The sequence below is a fragment of the Acidobacteriota bacterium genome, assembly GCA_016195325.1.
Taxonomy (GTDB): domain Bacteria; phylum Acidobacteriota; class Polarisedimenticolia; order JACPZX01; family JACPZX01; genus JACPZX01.
On the sequence record JACPZX010000001.1, the window covers coordinates 19,693 to 40,863 of the forward strand.

Here is a 21,171-nt window from a genome sequence, read left to right on the forward strand (position 1 = left end):
AGAAGCTCCGTTCCGGCGGATAGGACCTTCATGGGATGACCATGGAACGCCGAAGTGGCGGCATTGGACGTCAGTTGCCCTGGGCGCCGTCAAGACTCCCGTGGCGTGGGCGGAGGGTGCGCACCACGACAATCACTTGAATGGGGCCGATCCTACCGCCAGTCTCAGCGGGAAGCAAGCGGACTCGCGGCGTTTTCCCAGCCGCGGTGTTTCCCTCGTCGGGGTATCCTCCCCGGGAACCGCGACGCCCGGCTCCGGATGGGCGCGACTTCCTGGACGGTACCGTCCGGCTTCAGGGATGGGCGATTGAATCACCGCCCCTCCGCCGCGTAGAGTAGAGCCGCCTCCAGGACCCCAGCACTGTCGAGCAGAGAGAGCGCCATGCCCACTCGTCGCCCGGGCGCGGTCAGGATTCTCGCGCCACTCTTCGTTCTCGCTCTCATCAACGTCTCGTCCGCTCAGGCCTCGCTTCCGTCTCCGTGGCACGAAGGAGGCTCGCTTCTACGACACGAGGAACGTCGAGACGACGCTCAGACCCGTCAAGCTCATGCGCCCGGGTCCCGAGGTCGGAGGCTTCACCGGCGGCATCGACGTTCCGCAGTCGATCGCGGGTTCCACGCCCCTATCTGATTCGGAACCTGGCGTAATGCTGCGTGCCGTCGTTGAGCCCGACGACCAGCATCCGGCATGTGCCTTTCCACGCCTTCTTCGTCTTCCAGATGTAGCTGTACTGGTCGGTGATCACGTCGTAGCTCAAGCTGTTGCCGCCCGGGGTCGCCGACTCTTCGAGCCCCGTGCCCGGTTCACTGGCATCGCAGGGGATCGGACTTGAAGCAGGGAAGCCCGCTGCGATAATCGTCAACCCCTGGTTCCCACCGAGAGAGAACTTCACCGGGATCGACCTGCCTGCGGCGGCGATGTTGAGCGCGGGCACGTTGTCGATCGGCTGGAAGAACCCCACGAAGTCGTAGACGACGTCGTAGGTGCTCGTCGCCGTCGCGGAGTTGCCGGCGTTGTCGGCGGCTGCGACGGTGAATGTCCTGGTGCCGACGGTCGTCGTGTCGACGTTTTCGCTGCTGACGACCGGGCCGGTGCATGAGGCGACCCCGGAGCCGCCGTCGGCGCAGGAATAGTCGGCCACGACGTCTTCGCCGACGAGATACGTCCCTGACGGCGCGGAGATGGCGATGGTTGGAGCTCTCCTGTCCACCATGTTCCCGGCGATCGGCCCCGCATTCGCGCAGTTGCCTGCGCTGTCACAGACCCTGCGGCTACCGGTCATCGCGTCGCTCGTCTCGATGCCGGTTGAAACACTGGTCGAAAGTGAAAACGAGGCGTCCATGGGGTCGGCGAGACCCGATCGCGCATCTGCGGCAGAGCATGCGAGGCTCACGTCGCCTGCGTGCCACCGCCCGTCGGGCTGAGCGCAGCGAATGTCGGGAGGCGTCATATCGCCCGAAACGAGATCCAGCGTGAGTGGGCCTCCGCCTACGCTGAACGCGAAGGTGTCCAGACTTCCGCGTGCTGCGGTGCCGGACACCTCCGCCTGATCGAAGACGTCTCCGGCGGCGTCGGTGGTGACGATCGTCAGCCTGTACGGCTCCGGGGACGTCAGCGTGTCCAGGCCGAAAGCATCCACCAGGTAGGATCCTGCGACGTACGGTATGGCCACTGTCTGCGGCTCGCTGCCCGCACCGGTGTAGGTTCCGCCGGGGATCTGATCGAGAACGCCGGCCTGCGGATCGAATCCCGTCCGCCGCCCCGCGGCGTCCATCAGGGCGATGTTGGCTGGAGAATGAAGCGTCACCGCCGTCGTGCACTGCGGACTCGAGATGCTCGAACGGTCCATTCCGGTGAGTTGAATGTCGTAGCCGCCGCCAGGGTTGGAGACCACGGTGGCGGAAGGTGCTCCTCGCGAAGGATCGAGGGACGGCTGAACGTACGAATTCCCATTCGAGGTGTGCCGGAAGATCACCTGGTCGCTCGGCCCCGGGTTCGCTCCCGCCTGTGAGACCAGCATGAAGAGATCGCCGCAGGGACTGAACTGCCAGAAAGACGCCACGTCGAGTCTGTTCTCTGAGCTCAGTGCCGAGGGGGAGCGTGCGAGATTCCACAGGCTCAGGACGTACGCGCTCTGGCTCGTCCTGTACGAGAGGACGAACGTGTTGCCGTCGGGGCTGAAGCCCCAACCGCCGACATGGTCGTTGTTGCTGTCATCCTTGTCGTTGTCCTTCACGTTCTGCTTGTCGGTCCACGGCGGATTGCCGAACGAAGTGTATGCGGTGGCGCGGTCCGCCATCACCTGGCGGCCGGTCGCGGCGTCGTAGATGTTCAGATCGACATGGGTGCTCAGGCCATCCGAGCTCGCCACCAGGAAGAATTCATTGTCGCCGTCCGGGCTGAATCCCCAGGACAGGGGATTCGCCACCTCCGGACCGACCTGACCTCCTGCCTGTACAGAGTAGAGAGTCAGATAGAAGACCGGACCGGTCGCCGACGAGATATAGGTGATCAGGACGAAGTACTTGCCGTTGGGACTGAAGCCGAACGCGGAGACGCTTGTCGCGCCTGTGACGATGTGCCTGCCGTCGGAGTTGCGCGTCAGCGTGAGGGGGTCGAAGGCAGGGGGGACCGAAGGGAGTGGGTCGGAGGAAGGAGGAAGCGCAGGCGTCACGGTCGCGAGAGGCGAAGAAGCGACCAGGCCTTTCACACGAGGATCCTTGAAGGGTCCCGTGTTGGTGCAACCGCACGTCGGGGCGGGAAGAGTGGCGCCGATGACGACCGACAGGTCGAGGGCTCTCGTCACACCAGTGGCGCTCCTGCCGGTTATCTTCAAGGCGAACGCTCCCTGCGAGGGCGAGGCTGAGGTCCTGAGGGTCAGAATCGCCGAGACCGAACCCGTCGAGGGGACGGTCACGCGGGCAGGGGAGAGCGCGAACGTCACCCCTGACGGGGCGGCTCCGACCCACGCGGCCGTGAGGTCCACCGCTTTGCTGGTACCGTCTCCGGACTGCAGCGTGATCATTGAGGTCCGGGTTGCGGAGGCGATCAGCGCGAGAGATGGAGGGGAGGCCGATACCGCGTAGTCAAAGGAGCACTGCGGACTCGAAATGCTCGACCGGTCCATTCCGGTGAGCTGGATGTCGTAGCCGCCGCCGGGGTTCGAGACGACGGTGGCGGAGGGCGCTCCTCGCGAAGGATCGAGGGACGGCTGCTGATACGGGCTCCCTTCCGACGTGTGGCGGAAGTACACCTGGTCGCTCGGTCCCGGGCTCGCCCCCGCCTGTGAGACCAGCATCAAGAGATCGCCGCAGGGACTGAACTGCCAGAAAGACGCCACGTCGAGTCTGTTCTCTGAAGGCAGTGCCGAGGGGGTGCGTGCGAGGTTCCACAGGCTCAGGACGTACGCGCTGACGCTTGTCCTGTACGAGAGGACGAACGTGTTGCCGTCGGGGCTGAAGCCCCAACCGCCGACCTTGTCGTTGTTGTTGTCCTCCGTGTCGTTGTCCTTCACGTTCTGCTTGTCGGTCCACGGCGGATTTCCGAACGAGGTATAGGCGGTGGCGCGCTCCGTCATCACCTGGCGGCCGGTCGCGGCGTCGTAGATGTTCAGATCGACGTGGGTGCTCAGGCCATCCGAGCTCGCCACCAGGAAGAATTCATTGTCGTCGTCGGGGCTGAATCCCCAGGACAATGGATTCTGCACCTCGGGGCCGACCTGTCCTCCTGCATCAACGGAGTAGAGGGTCAGGGAAAAGAGCGGACCCGTCGACGACGAGACATAGGTGATCAGGACGAAATACTTGCCGTTGGGGCTGAACCCGAACGCGGAGACGTTGGTCGCGCCTGTGACGATGTTCTTGCCGTCGGAGTTGCGCGTCAGCGTGAGGGGGGCGAAGGCAGGGGGGACCGAAGGGAGTGGGTCGGAGGAAGGGGGAAGCGCAGGCGTCACGGTCGCGAAAGGCGAAGAGGTCTCCAGGCCTTCCACACGGGGATCCTTGAAATCTCCCGTCTCGGTGCACGCGCATGTCGGGGCGGGGAGAGTGGCGCCGATGACGACCGAGAGGTCGAGGGATCTCATGACGCCACTGGCGCTCTTGCCGGATATCCTCAGGGCGAACGTTCCCTGCGAGGGCGAAGCGGAGGTCCTGAGGGTCAAAGTTGCCGCGACCGAGCCCGTCGAGGGGACGGTCACGCGGGCGGGGGAAAGCGCGAAGGTCGCCCCTGACGGGGCGGCGCCGACCCACGCGGCCGTGAGGTCCACCGTCTCACTGGCGCCGTTCCTGGACTGGAGCGCCACCGTCGAGGTCCGGGTCGAGGAGGGAGCCGGCAGCTCGAGAGTCGCGGGAGACGCCGAAAGACCGTAGTCGAAGGGCGGGCGGACCGTCAGCGTCGCCGACCCGGTGATGCCGCCCGAAGCTGCCGTGACGACCGAGGTACCTGCGCCGACGCCTGTCGCCAGGCCTCCCATGTCGATCGTGGCGACGCTCGACGTGGCCGAGCTCCACGTCACGAGGCTCGTGAGGTCCTCCAGTCTATTGTCGATGCAACCCGTGGCGGTGAACTGCTGGCTGCCACCTGTGGCCATTGTCGGGTTGGCCGGCGTCACGGTGATGGAGGACAGGCCTGGTCTCGCCTCTTCGATCTTCGCCACGAACGCGTCGCCCCCCGAACCGCCGCCGAAAGTGGCCTGCATGGCATTGGCAAGAGGGAAATCGGCGGAATAGGTGACGCCGGTGACGTAGGCATTGCCGCAGTGGTCGACGGCGATAGCGTGACCCGTGTCTCCATACAACGCGCTCCCGCCCAGATAGGTGGAATGGACCAGGGCGGTGCCTCCCGCGTTCAACTTGGCCACGAAGACATTCGGGTAGACACCGCCACCCAGTGCGGACTGGATCGCGTTGACGGTGGGAAAGTTCCGCGAGTTCGTGTAGCCGGTCACATAGACGTCGCCCGAGGAGTCCAGGGCGATGCCATGCCCCTCCTCGTCGCCGGCCCCGCCCAGAAATGTGGCATAGACCAGGGAGGCCGGGCCGGAGGCGTTGAGGTTGAACCTGGCCACAAAGGCGTCGAAGCCACCGTTCCAACTGGGCTGGAAGGCGCCAACGGTCGTCGGGAAATTGCTCAGGGCACGGCCTACCAGATAGACATTGCCGGAGCCGTCAGCAGCGATGCCAAGAGTCAAGCTGTCACCGATGAAGCTGGAATAGGGCAGGGAGGCGGCGCCGGAAGCATGGGTGTCAAACTTCGCCAGAAAAGGCAACGTGCCCCCGCTGGTACGGTAAGCGTTGGCCGTCGTAGGGAATGGGATCACGACGGAGGACCCCGCGCGGCCCGTAACATAGGCATTGCCGAAGTCGTCCACGGCGATGGCGGAGGCAGAGTCATGGCCGTCCCCGCCCAGATAGGTGGAATAGAGCAATGCGCTCCCGTCTCCATTGAGCTTGGTCACGAAGACGTCAGAGGCCGTGCTGGCACGAGCGGCCTGGAAGGCATTCAGCGTGGGGAAATCGCTCGAAAACGTCGAGCCGACGACGTAGGCGTTGCCGCCGTAGTCCACGGCGATGCCGGAACCCACCTCTGAACTGGTCCCACCCACGTAGGTGGAGTAGATCAAGCCATCACCCGCTGCATTCAGCTTGGTCACGAACGCGCGATTGGGGAGGGTGTTGCTGGGGTTGGTCGCCTGGAAGACGCCGGGAGTCGTGGGGAAATCGGTGGCATTGGTACGGCCGGTCAGATAGGCGTCGCCCGAGAGGTCCACGGCGATGCCGGCGCCCTCGGTCACGGAGGGGAGGCCTGAGACGTTGCTCCCGCCCATGTAGGTGGAATAACCGAGGCTGCCTCCCGCGTCCAGCTTGGTCACGAAGGCATCTCGGTTGCCGCCGAGAACGGTCTGGAAGGCGGTGGCCGGGAAAGCCGGGAAATCGGTCGAGTAGGTGACGCCGGTGACATAGGCGTTCCCCGAGGAGTCCACCGCGATGCCATGACCCTCGTCCGTGTCGCTCCCGCCAAGATAGGTCGAGTAGGCCAGGACAGGGTCAAGAATGAGGGGCTGACGGCGATCGTAGGGGGCAACCTCGAACCCGACGGCCATCTTTCCCTTCCGCACATAACGGCCGACCACCATCTGCCTGACCCCGTCGACCTCCTGATACACCACAGGCTTACGCCAGGTCACCTCACTCCCGCGGACCTGCAGCGACAATTCGCCCTGCGGGCCGATCTGGAGCGAGTCGGCGCCGGCAAAGCCGAGCGTGATGGAGGACGGGTCCGCGCCAGGCGCGACGACGAAGTCGTACTCCAGCTGGCGCTGGTCGCCGTAGAAGACCAGGTCGACACCCGGATACACTCCCGCGAACCGCGCCCTGCCGTAGTTGGGAACCCTTGTCCGCCACCTCTTCGGGTCGTGGCCGATGAAGTAGTTGCTCCTCCCTGGAAGCTCTTCCTCCCCCGTGATGGTCGGAACGGGATCCGAGCCGAGCAGCTTCATCCGCAGTACGACGTCGCGACCGGATCCCGCCGGTGTACGCAAGGTCAGCACGGCCTCCGTGGGGGTAAGGAAGAGGGCGTAGCCGTTTCCTCGAGATAGAAACCGGACCCGGCCATCGGTCTGGCCTTGATTGGCTTCAAACCTCAGCGGCGACCTGCCATAGCTTTCCGCGAGTTCCAGTCGGCGAGCGTCAGGGACGGCCCCTGGTCCGACGTGCTCCGCGGCGCTTCCTTGCGCCCCCGCGCTTCCGGCCAGGCCGCAAGCGCCTACGACAAATGCGGCAAGAGCGAAGTACGTCCATTTCATCGCGAAGCTCCTTCGAGGACCCTGCCCCGAACATCTGCACCCCAACACCGGCGACATTCCCCGCGCACGCGCCCATCGGATGAAGCCATCCACGTCGAGCGCCACAAGCGATCCGTCGCCGCAAGGCGGCGCCGACCTTCGTTGATGGATTAACGGCGGCAGGGCCCGGAAACCCTCAGGAGGAGAGCAGAAAAACGCGCGCCGCCGGACGCGTTACCCCCCGGCGGAGCTAGCTGGTCAGTCGAAAGCCGCCCGCGAGGTCCCCCATGAACTTATCGATTTTCGATACCGTACTTGACGACAGTCGATATAGAGTGTATTGATAGTCGATACCTCAGGAGGGCAAACCATGACAAGGCAAACCTCGACATCCGCCGCGCTGCCCATCGCGCACGCCGTGCTGCGGATCCTCATCGTCGTGAACTGGCTGTTGGGCGTCGCGATCCTCGCCCTGCTGGTCGTCATGCCCAACAGGCCATGGATCATGAGCGCGTTCGGAATACCGCCTTCGCCCGACACGGAGCGGCTCATCATGGGCCTGCGCGCGGTCGCGGTGATCGGCGTCGCCGCAACCCCGCTGCACTACGCGGTCCTCAAGCGGCTGCTCGCGATCGTCGAGACGGTTCGCGCGGGCGACCCGTTCGTCGCCGAGAACGCGCATCGTTTGCGGGCGATCGCCTGGGTGCTGCTCGCGCTGCAGCTTCTCAGCCTCGTCGTCGGCGCGATCGCCAGGGCCGTTTCGAGTCCGGCGCATCCGCTCCATCTCGATGCGGGTTTTTCGATCAACGGATGGCTCGCCGTACTCCTCACGTTCCTGCTGGCGCGCGTGTTCACGGAAGGCTCGCTGATGCGCGAGGACCTCGACGGGACGGTGTGACATGGCGATCGCCGTCAAGCTCGACGACCTCCTCCACGATCGGCGGATGACGCTGACCGATCTCGCGGATCGGATCGGAATGGCGCTGGCCAACCTTTCGATCCTCAAGACCGGCAAGGCGCGCGCAATCCGCTTCTCGACGCTCGAGGCGATCTGCGAGGCGCTCTCATGCCAGCCCGGCGACATTCTCCGGTTCGAGCCGGAGCCGGCAGGACACGATCGGCCGTCCGCGGTGGGCAAGCGGGGCGGAGGCCGATGAACGCCCGTCCAACACTCTCTTCACTTCACGCGCACGATCGTCTGGCCCGGCTCCGTAGGAGGGATGGCCGACCACGGGACTGTTCAGCGCGCGGCGCGCGCCGCAACTTCGGCGGCGGGGATACCGTCGCGGGAGAGAGGCTGGTCCGCGACTTGAATTGTCCTAGTCCGAACAAGTCTTTCCCGGGCCAGGTGATCACAACGTGCTCCGTCGTCGTGCGATGATGCCGGCCGTGAGCACGGGAGCACCCCGAAATGTTGACGTCAGGCCGCGCATCGTCGTCGTCGCGGACGATCCGGGCGATCTCGCGCTGCTCGGCGCGGAGATTGAAGGCCGCTACGGAGTCGCGTACGCTCTGGTCGTCGCGGCTTCGCCCGGCGAAGCGCTGAAGACCCTCGCGTCGCTGCGCACGGCTCATCACAGAGTCGCGCTGGTGCTGGCGATCCAGTGGATGGCGGAGATGAACGGCTCGGAGCTGCTCGCGGTCGGTCGGGCGCTGCACCCCCGGGCCAGGCGGGCGCTCCTCATCTCGCCGGCCGACTGGGGCCACGAGCGGACGGCCGGCGCGATCCGCGGGGCGATCGCCAATGGCTGCGTCGACAGCTACCTCTCCATGCCGTTGAAAGCCGCCGACGAATCCTTCCACCGCGCCATCAGCAGCTTCCTCTACGAGTGGACGTCGTCGGAGGAGGGTTCGGCCTACGAGCTGTCGGTGCGTGACGAGCCCGGGCTCGGCCGGCCCGATTCTCCCGGATCCCGCAGGTTCGACGTCGCCATCGTCGGGGGTGGTCCCGCGGGCCTGGCGGCCGCGGTGTGCGGATCGTCCGAGGGCCTCGAGACGATTGTGGTCGAGCGCGGATCTATGGGCGGCCAGGCGGGATCGAGCGCGATGATCAGGAACTACCTCGGGTTCGCCCGCGGCGTCGCCGGCGCGGAGCTGGCGCGACAGGCGTACGAGCAGGCGTGGGTCTTCGGAACCCGGTTCCTCGCCGGCCGGGAAGTGACCGGTCTCCTCTGCGGCGACGACGCCCATGTGCTCACGACCGCCGACGGCAACGCGATCAGCTCGCGCACCGTCGTTCTCGCGACCGGCGTCACCTACAACCGTCTCGAGGTACCCGCACTGGAACGACTCGTCGGGATGGGCGTGTACTACGGAGCCTCTCCGGCCGAGGCCCGGCATGTCGCGGGCGGGCGCGTCTACCTGGTCGGCGCAGGGAACTCCGCCGGCCAGGCCGCGCTCCACCTGGCGAAGTGGGCCGGGAAGGTGACCCTCGTCGTGCGGAGCGACCGCCTCGAGAGGAACATGTCCAGGTACCTCGTGGACGCCATCGTGTCGGCCCCCAACGTCGAGGTGCGGCTCGCGACCCGGGTCGTCGATGGATCGGGGGAGGGGCGGCTCGCGACGCTGACGCTGGCCGACGACGCGACGGGTGCTTCCGACGTCGTGGCCGCCGACGCCCTCTTCGTGCTCATCGGGGCGAAGCCGCACACCGAATGGCTGCCTGCCGAGGTCGCCCGCGACGCTCACGGATTCGTCGTCGCCGGCCCGGATCTGGCCCACGACGGACGCCTCGACGACTGGCTGCTGCCTCGCTCGCCGCGCGCGTTCGAGACGAGCGTCCCGGGGGTCTTCGCCGTCGGAGACGTGCGATCCCGCTCGATGAAGCGCGTGGCGTCGTCGGTCGGCGAAGGATCGGGAGCGATCCGGGAGATCCACCACTATCTGGAGACGCACGCCAAGTGGTCGGCGCTGCGTCGGAGACGGGCATGATTGGTTCAGCAGGGAAGGAGGCGGCGGTATGGCATGGGTGATCCACCGCGACTGCGGCACGGCGGTTCGAGGGGCGACCGAGGACGAGATCGTCAGGAACGCGCAGGACCACGCGAAGAACAAGCATGCGGTGACCGTGACGCCGGAACAGGCGCTCGCGCTCGCCCGGAGCGAGTAGCGGCCGGCTGACCCGCGTTCGCGGCCGTTCAATATCTTCTGCTGCCGCCATTCTCTCCCTTCCGGCCCCCGGGATCCGCGGGTCCCCCAATTCTTTTTGACGTCGGTGTCGGATTTGGCTCCCGGAATGTGGTATTGGTAAGTAGGGGAGGAATCCACCACGACGTCCCGAACGCAGAACCCGGATTCCGGAAAAGGAGAGCCGATGAGGATCAGAGGGATTAGGCACGGAGCCGCCGTCATGGCCGTCGCGGTCGCGATGGCAGGCGCGGCGGCCGTGTCCAATGCCGCGTACGCCGACGCCATCCACGTCACCAGCACCGCCGACGACGGGCCGGACATGCTGCTGCCGGACACGTTGCGCCAGGCACTGGCCGTGGCGGTCGACGGGGATACGATCGACGCAACCGGGATCACCGGGACCATCACGCTGATGTCCGGGATGACGAGCTCCGCGGAGCTGCGAATCGACCGCAGCATCACCATCGTGGGACCGGGACCAGCCAGTCTGACGGTGGACGCCAACCACCTGAGCCGCGTCTTTCACATCACCCCCGGCCACACGGTCGCCATCGAAGGCATCAGGATCGTCCATGGGGTCGCCACGGGCGCCACGCCTGCGAACGGCGGCGGGATCCTGAACGACCATTCGACGCTCGGTCTCAGGAACTGTGCCCTCGAAGGGAACTCGGCCGAAGGGGGCGGTGGACTCGCGAGCGACGGGTCGGCGTCGGGGAGCGCGTCGCTGACGGTGATCGACTGCCTGCTGACCGGCAACTCGGCATTCGGCGGCGGCGGCATCTTCAACACCGCGTTCGATTCGGGCGACGCGTCGTTGACGGTGATCACGAGCACCCTGGACCGCAACTCGGCATTCGGCGGCGGCGGCATCTACAACGAGGGCGAGTCCTCCGGCACCGCGAAACTGACCGTGATCGCCAGCACGCTGAGCGGCAATTCGGCGGACAGCCTCTTCGGTCAGGGCGGCGGCATCGTGAGCGACGGTTCGGGCCAGGGCCACGCCTTCGTCAGGATCCACGGGAGCACTTTGAGCGGGAATTCGGCCGGCAACGTCGGGGGCGCCATCGACGACAACAGCTCGGTGGTGCAGATCAGCTCCTCCACGTTCAGCGGCAACACTGTCGGGCGCTTCGGCGGCGGCATCTTCGTCGAAGCGGGGGCCGACCCCGCTTCACTCGAGATTGGGAACACCATCCTGAGAGCGGGTGCGCCCGGGGAGAACATCTTCAACGACGACGGCACGGTCGTCTCTCACGGGTTCAATCTCAGCAGCGACGACGGCGGCTCGTACCTGACCGCCACGGGGGATCAGATCGAGACCGATCCGAAGCTCGGCCCGCTCCAGGACAACGGCGGACCCACGTTCACGCACCTGCCGCTTTCGGGCAGCCCGGCCATCGACCAGGGTCTGAGCAACACGATCGGGTCGCTGGCGACCGGCACCGACCAGCGCGGCTCGTCGCGAACCATCGATGACTCCAACATCGCGAACGCCTTCCTCGGCGACGGAACCGACATCGGCTCGGTGGAGGTGGCCGTGCCCAACCACGGCCCCGTGGCCCTCTGCAAGCCCGTGACCGTCCTCGCGGGCGCCGGCGGGAAAGCCCAGGCTTCGATCGACGATGGCTCGTTCGATCCCGACAGCGGGGACACGATTGTCCTCGTGCAGGATCCGTCGGGACCCTACTCGATCGGCGCGACTTCGGTGACGCTGACGGTCACCGACAGTCACGGCGAATCGAGCGAGTGCTCCGCGACCGTTACCGTCACCGGCGTGGCCGATCTGTCCATCAGCAAGGCCGTGGTCAGCGGGCAGGCCAAGCCCGGCCAGATCCTGACCTACACCCTCGTGGTGAACAACCTCGGCCCCAACGCCGCGACCGGCGTCGTGGTGACCGACCCGGTGCCGCAGGGCACGACGTTCGGCAACGCGTCTCCGGCTCCGTCCAGCGCGCCGCCGGCCGGGGCGGGGGGCACCGTCACGTGGAGCGTCGGGGATGTCGCGAGCGGCGCGAGCGTCACTCTGACGTTGACGGTCAAGATCAGCCTGAAGGGCAATGCGCTGATCGTAAACACGGCGACGGTGGGCTCGGGCTCCTTCGATCCCGCCTTGGCCAACAACACGGTCACGGTCACCTCGAAGCGGAACACGAAGTGACCTCAAGATGACTCGGCGGCCCCACGGCATGCCGTGGGGCCGCAAACGCGGGATTCCGGCGCCGGGGCCCTCATCCACCTGTCTGCGGCGCGGGACAGGCCTCGACCGGAGACGGCCCCTGTCCCTGATCCCCCCGCGAACGGCCGATCGCCGCCACCTTCCCCCGATCCCCGGTGAGGGGAATCCGCGCCCCCGAGCGATGAGATCCGTGTCACGGCGGGGAACGCCGCGCCAGGGGAGGGGAGCGTCGCATGAAGAAGAGCTTCTTGGCACGATTGTTCCGGCTGGCCGTTGTTGGCCTCCTCCTCGCGGTGCCGGCTGCGCCAGGGGGCCCGGCGCAGGCGGCGACTCCGCCCCAGGTGTCGCTGGTGGCGGACGTCAATCTCTCCGGCAGCTCGCAGCCCCTTCGCCTGACCGGCATGAACGGGACGCTCTTCTTCACGGCCAGCGACGGCATCCATGGGGTCGAGCTGTGGAAGAGCGACGGGATGCCGTCGGGCACCGTCATGGTGGCCGACATCAACCACGGCGGCAGCTCGACACCCAATATCCTCACGAACGTGAACGGGACGCTCTTCTTCAAGGCGACGGACGCCGCTCGCGGAGCCGAGCTGTGGAAGAGCGACGGCACCGATGCGGGGACCGTTCTCGTCGCGGACATCAACCCGGGCGCCGCGAATTCGAATCCCACCTACCTGACCGACGTGAACGGGACCGTCTTCTTCCAGGCCACGGAGCCCGTCCATGGGGGAGAGCTCTGGAGGAGCGACGGGACGGCCGGCGGAACCGTCTTCGTGATGGACATCAACCCGGCGCCGGCAACTCGTTTCCGTACGAGCTGATCAACGAGAATGGCACGCTCTTCTTCCCGGCGGTCTACGCCTACGACTCCAACGGAAAGTTCGTGGGGAGCGAGCTCATGTCGACGGGAGGTCTCGTCAAGGACATCAATCTGTCCGGCAACGGGAACCCGTCGCGCATGACGGACGTGAACGGAATTCTCTTCTTCACTGCCACGGACGGCCCCGCCCACGGGTTCGAGCTGTGGACGAGCGACAGCACGACCGGGGGGACGAGAATGGTCAAGGACATCGCCCCCGGACCCACCGACGCGTCCCCCGGCGGGCTAACCCCAGATTAAGCGAATCCGGTGACGCGAGGAACTGACGAAATGAAGAAGAAAGGCCCCCGGTCCGTGTCACGTTGCGGTTGTCAAGACGCACAACGTCACACAAGACGGAGGCCTTCAGGTGAAGCCACACGGTACCGCGCAGCGCCGCAACCGTCAAGTTGTTCGACCTTGCAGCTCGCAATCGACTCCGGCTTCCTTGCCATTCCCCGATCACAAGGGTCCCGTCTTCCGCACGCGCCAGGTTCGCGTCGAAGCGGACCGGCGCGGCAAGACGACGGCCTACGGAGGACTCGCCCTCGCGCACAAGCTCGTCTCGTGGCTCGGTCTTGCCGATGCGCTCGACAGGGAGCTGGTGCTTCTCAAGCTCCACCTTCCGTACCGCGAGTCGGACCACGTCCTCACGCACGTCTACAACATGTTCGTGGGTGGGGAGTGCATCGAGGACATCGCGTCGTTGCAGAACTCCGAGGCGTTCCGGACGCTCGTGGGAGCGTGCCGGGTGCCGGACCCGACGACGGCCGGGGACTTCCTGCGTCGCTTCACGACACACCATCTTGGCGTACCACCCGCTTCTCATCTCGCTGGCCGAAACGAACGAGCCGCTCCGGCTCATTAACCGACCCGGCAACGCCGGCTCCGCCGAGGGGGTGGAAGAAGCGCTCGACCCGGTGCTGGGGCGGTTGAAGGAGAGCTTCAAGAAGGTCCTGGTTCGAGGGGACAGCGCGTTTTGCAGGCGCGAGCTGATCGAGCTGTGTCGGGCGCACGGAGCGGAGTTCGCGCTGGTTATGAAGGCGTCGGCGAACATCGTGGCATCGGCGGAAGCCTTGCCGGAAGCGAGATGGGAGCCGTTCGTATCGCACCCCGACAAGCCGCCTCGCAACGAGTCGGTCCGCCGACGCCGAAGGCTCCGCGTGCGACGCCTGAAGGCGAAGAGGCGCGGCTACAGGACGCTGAGCACGACGGCGGAGTGGGTGGCGGAGACGCGCTACCGGCCGACGGGGATGAAGCGGGACTTCCGCGTCGTCATCAAGCGCCAACTGATCCGCGAAGAGAAGCAGGCCGAGATGTTCGAGCACTACGAGTACCGCTTCGTCATCACGAGCCTGGAGGACGGCGGCGCGGCCGACGTGGTGAGGACGGCGTACGCTCGGTGCGCGCAGGAGAACACGATCGAGCAGCTCAAGAACGGCATCGCGGCGATGAGGATGCCGTCCGGGGAGCTGATGGCGAACGGGGCGTTCATGACGGCGGCGCTGATCGCGTGGGGCCTGAAGAGCTGGCTCATGATCCTGGCGCTGCCGGAGGAGATCTGTCGTCTCCGAGCACCTCACTGGAACGCTGCCAAACGGAGTCTCGGTTGAGGTCAGGCTGAAGGCGGAGCTCGAAGGTGGTCCTTTGTCCTTGATCGGACAAGGAAGGCATTTCGCATCCACCGGAGCCCACAACTACTGGCCCGCGGCAGGCTCCATAACCGGGACCGTTGTCACGCTTTCGGGTACTGTCACAGGTTCGAATGCGACCTTCCTGATTGGTTCGCCTGTCGAGGTCGAAGCCGATAGCACAACGGGACAGATCGATCTCCGGTTCGGCCCTCTTGCAGGTGGTCCGTTTGCCGGCCAGACACTTGTCTTCACAGGCGAAGGCCGGGTGGAGATCAAGGGCGTGGACAACTGACACCCGCTGGCGCTCCAGCACCATCAGCCTGGCGAGTTCGCTTCTGCCGGACGATCGCCGCAAGCGCCGTCCACGGCGCGAGCAGGACCGCGAGGAACGCGATGAGCTGCCGGTCGTGGCCCCCCCAGAACGACGGAGCGCCCGGGGGTTGGACAAAACGTTCACCAACCACGTCGTCAGCGGCATGAAAGCGCCGACGGCAACCTCTTGCAGCACCCAACGCTCGAGACGGCGCGGCAGCCTCCGCGGCCACACTTCGAAGTGTGCAGGAGCGGTCGTCGCCGACGGGCCGTGGATGATGGTCCAAAGAAAGATTGAGGACGGAGGACTCTTCCCTCCGATCATCGCCAGGAGTCCGACGCCGATCGAGATTGTCACGGCGACGGCAACGCGCCGCGCTGTCTTGGCAATGAAGCCGACCGGTCTCCCGGCCGAGGGTACCCTCAAGGGGGCGCACGGGAAGCTCAAGCCGACATTCTAGGTCCGGCGAGGGCTCCTCCGTCAACGTCGCCATCAGGCACCTGGGATGCGGCGGGCGGCCTGCCGGTCGGTCAGCGCGAGCTCCGAGCCATTCCTTTCAGGTCCGGTGAGCTCCTATTCGTCGCGCAGCGCCTTCAGCGGATCGATCCGGGCGGACCGGCGCGCCGGCACGTAACAGGCGAGCAACGCCACCGCCGCCAGCAGAAAAGGCGCGCCGACGAGGAGGCGCACGTCGTTCGTCCCGACCTTGAGAGCCTCCACGACGACGTTCGTCAGCGCCGAAAGTATCTTCGCCATCGCCACCGCTCCGAGGAATCCCAGGACCGTTCCGACGCTGACCAGCGCCATGCCTTCGCGCATCACCAGCCGCAGCACCTCCGCCCGGCTGGCGCCCAGTGCCATGCGGATCGCGATCTCCTTGCGCCGTCGCGCCACCGAGTAGGCCGTGACCCCGGCGAGCCCGATCGCGGCCAGCACCAGGCCAAAGACTCCGATTCCGCCGTACGTTTCGACGGCGAACCGCGTCGAGGATCGGCTGCGATCGAGGTACTCGCCGAGCGTCTGCACCCGGAAGATGGTCAGCCTGGGATCGATCAGCGCGATCTCGCTCCGAAGGACACTCAACACCTCCGATCCCGAGTCCGACCGCACCAAGACGGTCATGCCGCCGGCTGGCGGCCGGGCGAAGTCGCGGGGCGTCAGCGGCAGGTAGGCTACGGATCGGCTGATCCCGATTCCATCCTTCAGGTCGCGCACCACCCCGACGACTTCATAGGTCTGCGTTTCGTCCGCCAGGAGATGACCGATCGCCTTCTCGCTTCCAAACAGTCTGCGTTCGGCGGTCTCGTTCAGCACGACGGGCAGGGAAACGGTCTTCGATCCTTCCCGGCTCCGCTGATCCCGCTCTTCGAACTCCCGGCCGGCCACCATCGGCTCGTTCAGCGCGGCGAAATAGCCCGCGCCCACGGACTCCTCGATCATGGACTGCTGGACCCGCGAGGATTCCCCGACGTCTTCCACGGTCAGCTGGTGAGCGGCGTCGTCATCTACGATCGCGAAGGGCCCCTGTGCCGCCAGGGCGATGCTGCGCACCGGGCCGGCGGTCTTGAGGCGTTCGGACAGTTTCTCGAACAGCGCCTGCGCCCGCTCGGGCGGGTAGCCGTCGCGCACCGGGTCGATGGACAGGAGATACATCGTGCTCGGATCGAATCTGGTCTGGATGCCGCTCGTCTTGATGATTCCCATGACCAGGAACCCTGTCAGCAGCAGCAGCATGAGCGATGCTGAGACCTGGGCCACCATCAGCAGGTTGCGCAAGCCAAGGCGCCGATAACCCGGCAGCTGCAATGTCGAGCCGTCCTTGAGTGCCGGGGTCAGGTCGGCTCTCGTCGCCTGCAGGGCGGGCGCGAGGCTGAATCCGATGCCGCACACGAGCGCGAGGCAGAACGCGAAGGCGACCCCGCCCCAGTCCAGGCCGAAATCGGATTCGACCGGCACCGCCATGGGCCGGGTGAAGTGAGAGTTCAGCACACCGAGACCATACGCGAGCGCGAGCCCCGCGAGGCCGCCCAGCAGGGAAAGGACGATGCCCTCACTCATCATCTGCCGGATAATCCGAAAGCGGCTCGCCCCGACCGCCAGGCGAATCGCCAGCTCCTTTCGTCGATTGGCGCCGCGCGCGATCAGCATGTTCGCCAGGTTCATGCATGCGATGGTGATGACCAGGCCCATGAGGACGAAAAAGAACCCGGCCACCACGGGTCTCAGTTCCCGGGGAATCGGCACCCTGGTGCCCGCCGGCAGCAGGGTGATGCGCCGGCCCTTGTCGATGCGCGCCGGCGACGAAGGATCCTGCTCGTCGAGGTGACGTGTGGTCGCTTCGAGACTCGCTTCCGCGGAGTCGATCGTGACCCCTGGCGCCAGGCACATCATCGCCAGGAACTCCTTCGCCTGGCGTCGATGCAGAACGTCGTTCGCGAGCTCCGGAGCGATCGCCGCCGGCGCTGTGATGGGAACGAACAGCTCAGCCGGGACCTCGGGAAGCGCTCCATTGAAATGTCTCGGCGTAATGCCAACGATGGTCGCGAGTTGCCCATTCAGGCGAAGCGTACGCCCGACCGCGTCGGGGGCGGAGCCAAGACGATGGCGCCAAAAACGATCGCTGATCACCACGACGGGCGCGTCGCCGGCTCGGTCGAGGTCGGCGCTGAGCACGCGTCCGCGCTGGGATCGGACCCCGAGCACGGTGAAATAGTCGGGGGATACGAGTTGTCCGAAGACGCGCTCCGGTTGCGCGCTCATGTCACCCTGGAAGGTGACGTTGAACGGGATGCCGGTCTGCAACGCGGCGACGCCGGTGAAAAGGTCCTTGAGATCCCGATACTGCTCGATGTAGTAGTACGACACCGGCTTCTCGGGCATCACCAGCATCCTGGCATTCGCCGCCGCCGGCAGATCACAAAAGAGCAACGCCCATTTCGAGCTGTAGACGTTGGTCGTCAGACCGATTCCGAGCCCCATCGAGATGATGCCGACCAGCGCGAACCCCGGCGACTTGATCAGCGCGCGCAACGCGTACCGCATGTCGCGGCGCATCTCGCTCAGGTATTCGAACGGTACGCGAATCGCGATGTCCGCGATGAGGCGAATCAGGCCTCCGGCTCCATGCCTCTTCGCGATCTCCTGCACGACGTCTTCCCCGAGCTGCATCACCTCTCTGCCGTAGGCCAGCTTGAACTCGTGCGGGAAGGCCTGCGCCAGCCGCCGGTAGATTCGCCATGCGAGGCTCATTTCGTCGCCATGGCCTGCTTCACGCGAATCGTCCGAACCAGCTGCTGGAGGCGCTTGCATTCCGCGTCGAGCACACGCTTTCCGAGGCGCGTCAGGCGGTAATAGCGGCGGCGCGCGTCGTCCAGCTCCGGCGCCGGTCGTTCGTCCGATTCCTCGATGAGCCCCACCTCGATGAGCCGCTTGATCGATCCATAGAGCGTCGCCGGCCACAGTCGCACTTTTCCCGTGCTGCGGTTCAGGACCTCCTGCATGATCCCGTAGCCGTGCTGCTCTCCGCCGGCAAGCGACACCATGATGTGGAACCACTGGGGCTTGAGGGGGATGAACCCTTGAGGATCGATCTCGGTCATACTGGTATCTATAGCATGCAATATCTATATACGTCAATAGGGTTCGGCGGGCTTTGGATCCCACGGGATCTGGCGTCCTGGAGCGGCGCGGGTTCGACTCCCGCCGATTCCACCGCTCAGATCGAATGCGGCGCGCGCCCTCAACGTCGCGACGACGGTCGCCCCTACTTGCCCGGCGTCGGCGCGAGCGCCTCGCGGAAGAAGGCGAGGATCCGGCTGAAGAGATGGTGTTGTTCGTCGTCGCCGGCGATGCGGTGGTCCTTCTGGGGGTAGAGGTAGAGCTCGTACGGCTTGCCGGCGCGTGTCAGGGCGGTGACGAGGTTGTAGGCGTTCTGGACGTGGACGTTGTCGTCGCTGACGCCGTGGGCGATGAGGAGCTTTCCCTGGAGGTCCTTCGCGGCCTCGAGCGGGGAGCTTCTCCTGTAGGCCTCCTCGTCGGCCGGCAGGACGCCGAGGTACCGCTCGGTGTAGACGCTGTCGTAGAGGCGCTTGTCGGTCACCGCGGCCACCGCGGCCCCCGCCTGGAATAGACCAGGGGCGCGAAGCATCAGGTTGAGCGTCATCGTGCCGCCGCCGCTCCATCCCCAGACGCCGAGGCGATCGCCGTCGACGTACGGGAGCGACTTCAACTGCGCGACGGCCGCCTTCCAGTCCTCGACGGGGAGGGTCGTCTGGTCGCCGTACGTCGGATCGACCCACGCGCGCCCGCGCCCCGGCGTTCCCCGGCCGTCGAAGCCGAAGACGAGAAAACCGTTGTTGACGAGGACCATCTCCCACTCCGGGACCCAGGTTCGCGTCACCGTCTGGCAGCATGGCTCACCGTAAACGTGGGCGATGACGGGGTAGCGCCGCGCCGGATCGAAGTCGGCGGGCTTCAGGAGGCTGGCGTGGAAGATCGCGCCGTTTTCACCCCGGATCGTCATCGGCTCGCGCCGGCCGAACTGGTAAGGGGCGAAGTCGGCGGGGGTGACCTCGGCGAGGCGCGCGACCTCGGCGCCGTCGCGGCCGCGGAGGTCGATGCGCGTCGGGACGGTCTCGCTGTTCCAGCGGTCCACCCAATACCTTCCGTCGGCGGAGGCGTGGAGGGAGTGCCACCCCGGCTCGCGTGTGAGCCGCCGCGCCTCGCCCCCCGCGAGTGCAATCCACGCGACGTGCCGCTCGATCGGGGAGGGCTCGGTGGTGACGAAGTAGATCCCTTTCCCCTCTTCGTCGACCGCGACCGCCCGGCCCCCGAACCCCGGCGCCTCGACGTCCCAGTCGCCGTGCGTCAGAGCCCGGAGCTTCTTCCCCCGCTCCGAGGAGACGTAGAGGTGCCGGAAGCCGGTGCGCTCCGAGATCCAGAGGAAGTCGCCCGAGCCTCCCAGGAAGCGGGGGGGCTCGTACGATTCGACCCACGTCCCGCTCTTCTCCTCGATCAGGACCTCCCCTCGCGCGGTGACCGGGTCGACCGCGTAGAGGCGGAGGCGGTTCTGGCGCCGGTTCAGCGTCTGGACGGTGAGGGCCGAGCCGTCGGGGGTCCACGCCATGAAGACGACGTACTCGTGCGGCTCGCCGAGATCGACCCAGCGCGTCTCGCGGCTCGAAAGGCTCACGAGGCCGAGCCGCACCGACGGGTTCGGCGTGCCGACCTCCGGGTAGCGCTGGAGGGTCGTCTTCGGGACGACGGGCGAGAAGTCGGTGATGGGGTAGGTGCCGACCGACGACTCGTCGAACTGGAGATAGGCGATCATGTCGCCGGCGGGGCGCCACTCGAACGCGCGGTACGTCCGCCGCCACATGAACTCCTCCCAGTAGACCCATGGGAAGACGCCGTTGAGGAGCGTCTCCGTTCCGGTGTCGGTCAGGCGGATCTCCCGCGCACTCTCGACGTCGAAGACGTAGAGGTCGTTGGCGCGCGTGTAGGCGGCGAAGCGATCGTCTCTGGAGCGCTCGAGGTTGCGCTTCTCCCCCGCGGGGAGGACCGGGTCGGGATCGGGGAGGATGCGGCCTGCGGCGGGATCGAAGCGCACGCGCTTGCCGTCCACCTCGAGACGGATGACGCTCTCCTTGCGGAGCCAGGAGAACGAGGCGATCGGCTCGTCCTCTTCCTCGCCGGTCTTCTTCGCGTCGGCCTTCGCTTCAATGCCGGCTGCTTTCGTCCCGCTCGCCGGCGCGACCGCCTTCCTCGCCGCGATCGCGTCGGCGTACGCGATGGGCGAGGGGAGCGGGACCCCCTCCTTCGCCTGCTCGAGCCCCTTCACCGCCTCGCGGACCTGGGCGGCGGTCACCACGTCGCGCGCGCCGGGGCGATCGGGATCGACGACGACGAGCACCCTGCCGTGCGCGTGCGTCTTCTGGAGGAACGCGAGGAGGTGCCCCATCGGCGACCACGCGAGCCTCTGCGGGAGGAACTCCATCGGGTCCTCGATCCCGAGCTCCTTCTTCCTGTAGATCGAGTCGAGCGTGATCTTCTTCTGCTCGCCGGGAGCTGACGGCGATTCGGCGCTGGCGGCGAAGGAGGGGAGGAGGGACGCCGCGAGAAGCGCGGCGAGAAGGGCCGGGTTCGAGCGGCTTCGGTCGAGGATCATCGTGGCTCCAGGAAAAGGGGGAAGGCGCGGGCCGATTCTATCAGGCGCCGTCCGGCGGGCGTATGTCACGTTCATTCGTTGTATCGTCACTTCACGTGTCGTATCATCTC

The 21,171-nt window shown here is 66.4% G+C and carries 13 protein-coding genes; 9 read left to right on the forward strand and 4 right to left on the reverse strand.

Annotation, left to right across the window (positions count from 1 at the left end):
• Positions 1–622 precede the first annotated feature (622 nt).
• Complete coding sequence (locus HY049_00055) at positions 623–6,802, reverse strand: SBBP repeat-containing protein (GenBank protein MBI3447301.1); 6,180 nt, start codon at positions 6,800–6,802, stop codon at positions 623–625.
• Positions 6,803–7,199: 397 nt separating this feature from the next.
• Between HY049_00055 and HY049_00060 the strand changes: the two genes are divergently transcribed.
• The 9 genes from HY049_00060 to HY049_00100 all read left to right on the forward strand — a co-directional run bounded on the left by HY049_00060 (position 7,200) and on the right by HY049_00100 (position 14,561).
• Positions 7,200–7,679 carry a DUF2975 domain-containing protein gene (locus HY049_00060; protein MBI3447302.1) on the forward strand — a complete coding sequence of 160 codons (480 nt, stop codon included), beginning with the start codon at positions 7,200–7,202 and terminating at the stop codon, positions 7,677–7,679.
• 1 nt (position 7,680) lies between these two features.
• Positions 7,681–7,938: a helix-turn-helix transcriptional regulator gene (locus tag HY049_00065; protein MBI3447303.1), complete on the forward strand. Its 258-nt coding sequence runs from the start codon at positions 7,681–7,683 to the stop codon at positions 7,936–7,938.
• A 220-nt stretch (positions 7,939–8,158) separates the two neighbouring features.
• Positions 8,159–9,712, forward strand: a complete 1,554-nt coding sequence (locus HY049_00070) for an FAD-dependent oxidoreductase (GenBank protein ID MBI3447304.1) — start codon at positions 8,159–8,161, stop codon at positions 9,710–9,712.
• A gap of 28 nt (positions 9,713–9,740) precedes the next feature.
• Positions 9,741–9,890, forward strand: coding sequence for a DUF1059 domain-containing protein (locus tag HY049_00075; GenBank protein ID MBI3447305.1), 150 nt, complete (start codon positions 9,741–9,743; stop codon positions 9,888–9,890).
• Between the two features lie 204 nt (positions 9,891–10,094).
• Positions 10,095–12,068 carry a DUF11 domain-containing protein gene (locus tag HY049_00080; GenBank protein ID MBI3447306.1) on the forward strand — a complete coding sequence of 658 codons (1,974 nt, stop codon included), beginning with the start codon at positions 10,095–10,097 and terminating at the stop codon, positions 12,066–12,068.
• Between the two features lie 251 nt (positions 12,069–12,319).
• A complete protein-coding gene (locus HY049_00085; GenBank protein ID MBI3447307.1) occupies positions 12,320–12,910 on the forward strand; it encodes a hypothetical protein in 591 nt (196 codons plus the stop codon).
• A gap of 77 nt (positions 12,911–12,987) precedes the next feature.
• On the forward strand, positions 12,988–13,209 hold the full coding sequence (locus HY049_00090; protein MBI3447308.1) for a hypothetical protein: 222 nt from the start codon (positions 12,988–12,990) through the stop codon (positions 13,207–13,209).
• 187 nt (positions 13,210–13,396) lie between these two features.
• Positions 13,397–13,816, forward strand: a complete 420-nt coding sequence (locus HY049_00095; protein ID MBI3447309.1) for a hypothetical protein — start codon at positions 13,397–13,399, stop codon at positions 13,814–13,816.
• Positions 13,755–14,561: a transposase gene (locus HY049_00100; GenBank protein ID MBI3447310.1), complete on the forward strand. Its 807-nt coding sequence runs from the start codon at positions 13,755–13,757 to the stop codon at positions 14,559–14,561. The genes HY049_00095 and HY049_00100 overlap by 62 nt, the downstream gene beginning before the upstream one ends.
• 907 nt (positions 14,562–15,468) lie before the next feature.
• Here HY049_00100 and HY049_00105 read toward each other — a convergent pair.
• From HY049_00105 to HY049_00115, 3 genes are all read right to left on the reverse strand, one after another.
• Positions 15,469–18,144 carry an ABC transporter permease gene (locus HY049_00105; GenBank protein ID MBI3447311.1) on the reverse strand — a complete coding sequence of 892 codons (2,676 nt, stop codon included), beginning with the start codon at positions 18,142–18,144 and terminating at the stop codon, positions 15,469–15,471.
• Positions 18,141–18,494: a PadR family transcriptional regulator gene (locus tag HY049_00110; GenBank protein MBI3447312.1), complete on the reverse strand. Its 354-nt coding sequence runs from the start codon at positions 18,492–18,494 to the stop codon at positions 18,141–18,143. The genes HY049_00105 and HY049_00110 overlap by 4 nt, the downstream gene beginning before the upstream one ends.
• 164 nt (positions 18,495–18,658) lie before the next feature.
• Positions 18,659–21,061 (reverse strand): DPP IV N-terminal domain-containing protein, encoded by a 2,403-nt coding sequence (locus tag HY049_00115; protein ID MBI3447313.1) that lies wholly within the window; start codon positions 21,059–21,061, stop codon positions 18,659–18,661.
• Positions 21,062–21,171 lie beyond the last annotated feature (110 nt).

What these genes read in the sequence shown, in the direction of transcription:
- HY049_00055 (MBI3447301.1), bottom strand. Translation starts at nt 6,802, where the DNA reads ATGAAATGGACGTACTTCGCTCTTGCCGCATTTGTCGTAGGCGCTTGC.
- HY049_00065 (MBI3447303.1), top strand. Translation starts at nt 7,681, where the DNA reads ATGGCGATCGCCGTCAAGCTCGACGACCTCCTCCACGATCGGCGGATG.
- HY049_00070 (MBI3447304.1), top strand. Translation starts at nt 8,159, where the DNA reads ATGATGCCGGCCGTGAGCACGGGAGCACCCCGAAATGTTGACGTCAGG.
- HY049_00075 (MBI3447305.1), top strand. Translation starts at nt 9,741, where the DNA reads ATGGCATGGGTGATCCACCGCGACTGCGGCACGGCGGTTCGAGGGGCG.
- HY049_00080 (MBI3447306.1), top strand. Translation starts at nt 10,095, where the DNA reads ATGAGGATCAGAGGGATTAGGCACGGAGCCGCCGTCATGGCCGTCGCG.
- HY049_00085 (MBI3447307.1), top strand. Translation starts at nt 12,320, where the DNA reads ATGAAGAAGAGCTTCTTGGCACGATTGTTCCGGCTGGCCGTTGTTGGC.
- HY049_00090 (MBI3447308.1), top strand. Translation starts at nt 12,988, where the DNA reads ATGTCGACGGGAGGTCTCGTCAAGGACATCAATCTGTCCGGCAACGGG.
- HY049_00105 (MBI3447311.1), bottom strand. Translation starts at nt 18,144, where the DNA reads ATGAGCCTCGCATGGCGAATCTACCGGCGGCTGGCGCAGGCCTTCCCG.
- HY049_00110 (MBI3447312.1), bottom strand. Translation starts at nt 18,494, where the DNA reads ATGACCGAGATCGATCCTCAAGGGTTCATCCCCCTCAAGCCCCAGTGG.
- HY049_00115 (MBI3447313.1), bottom strand. Translation starts at nt 21,061, where the DNA reads ATGATCCTCGACCGAAGCCGCTCGAACCCGGCCCTTCTCGCCGCGCTT.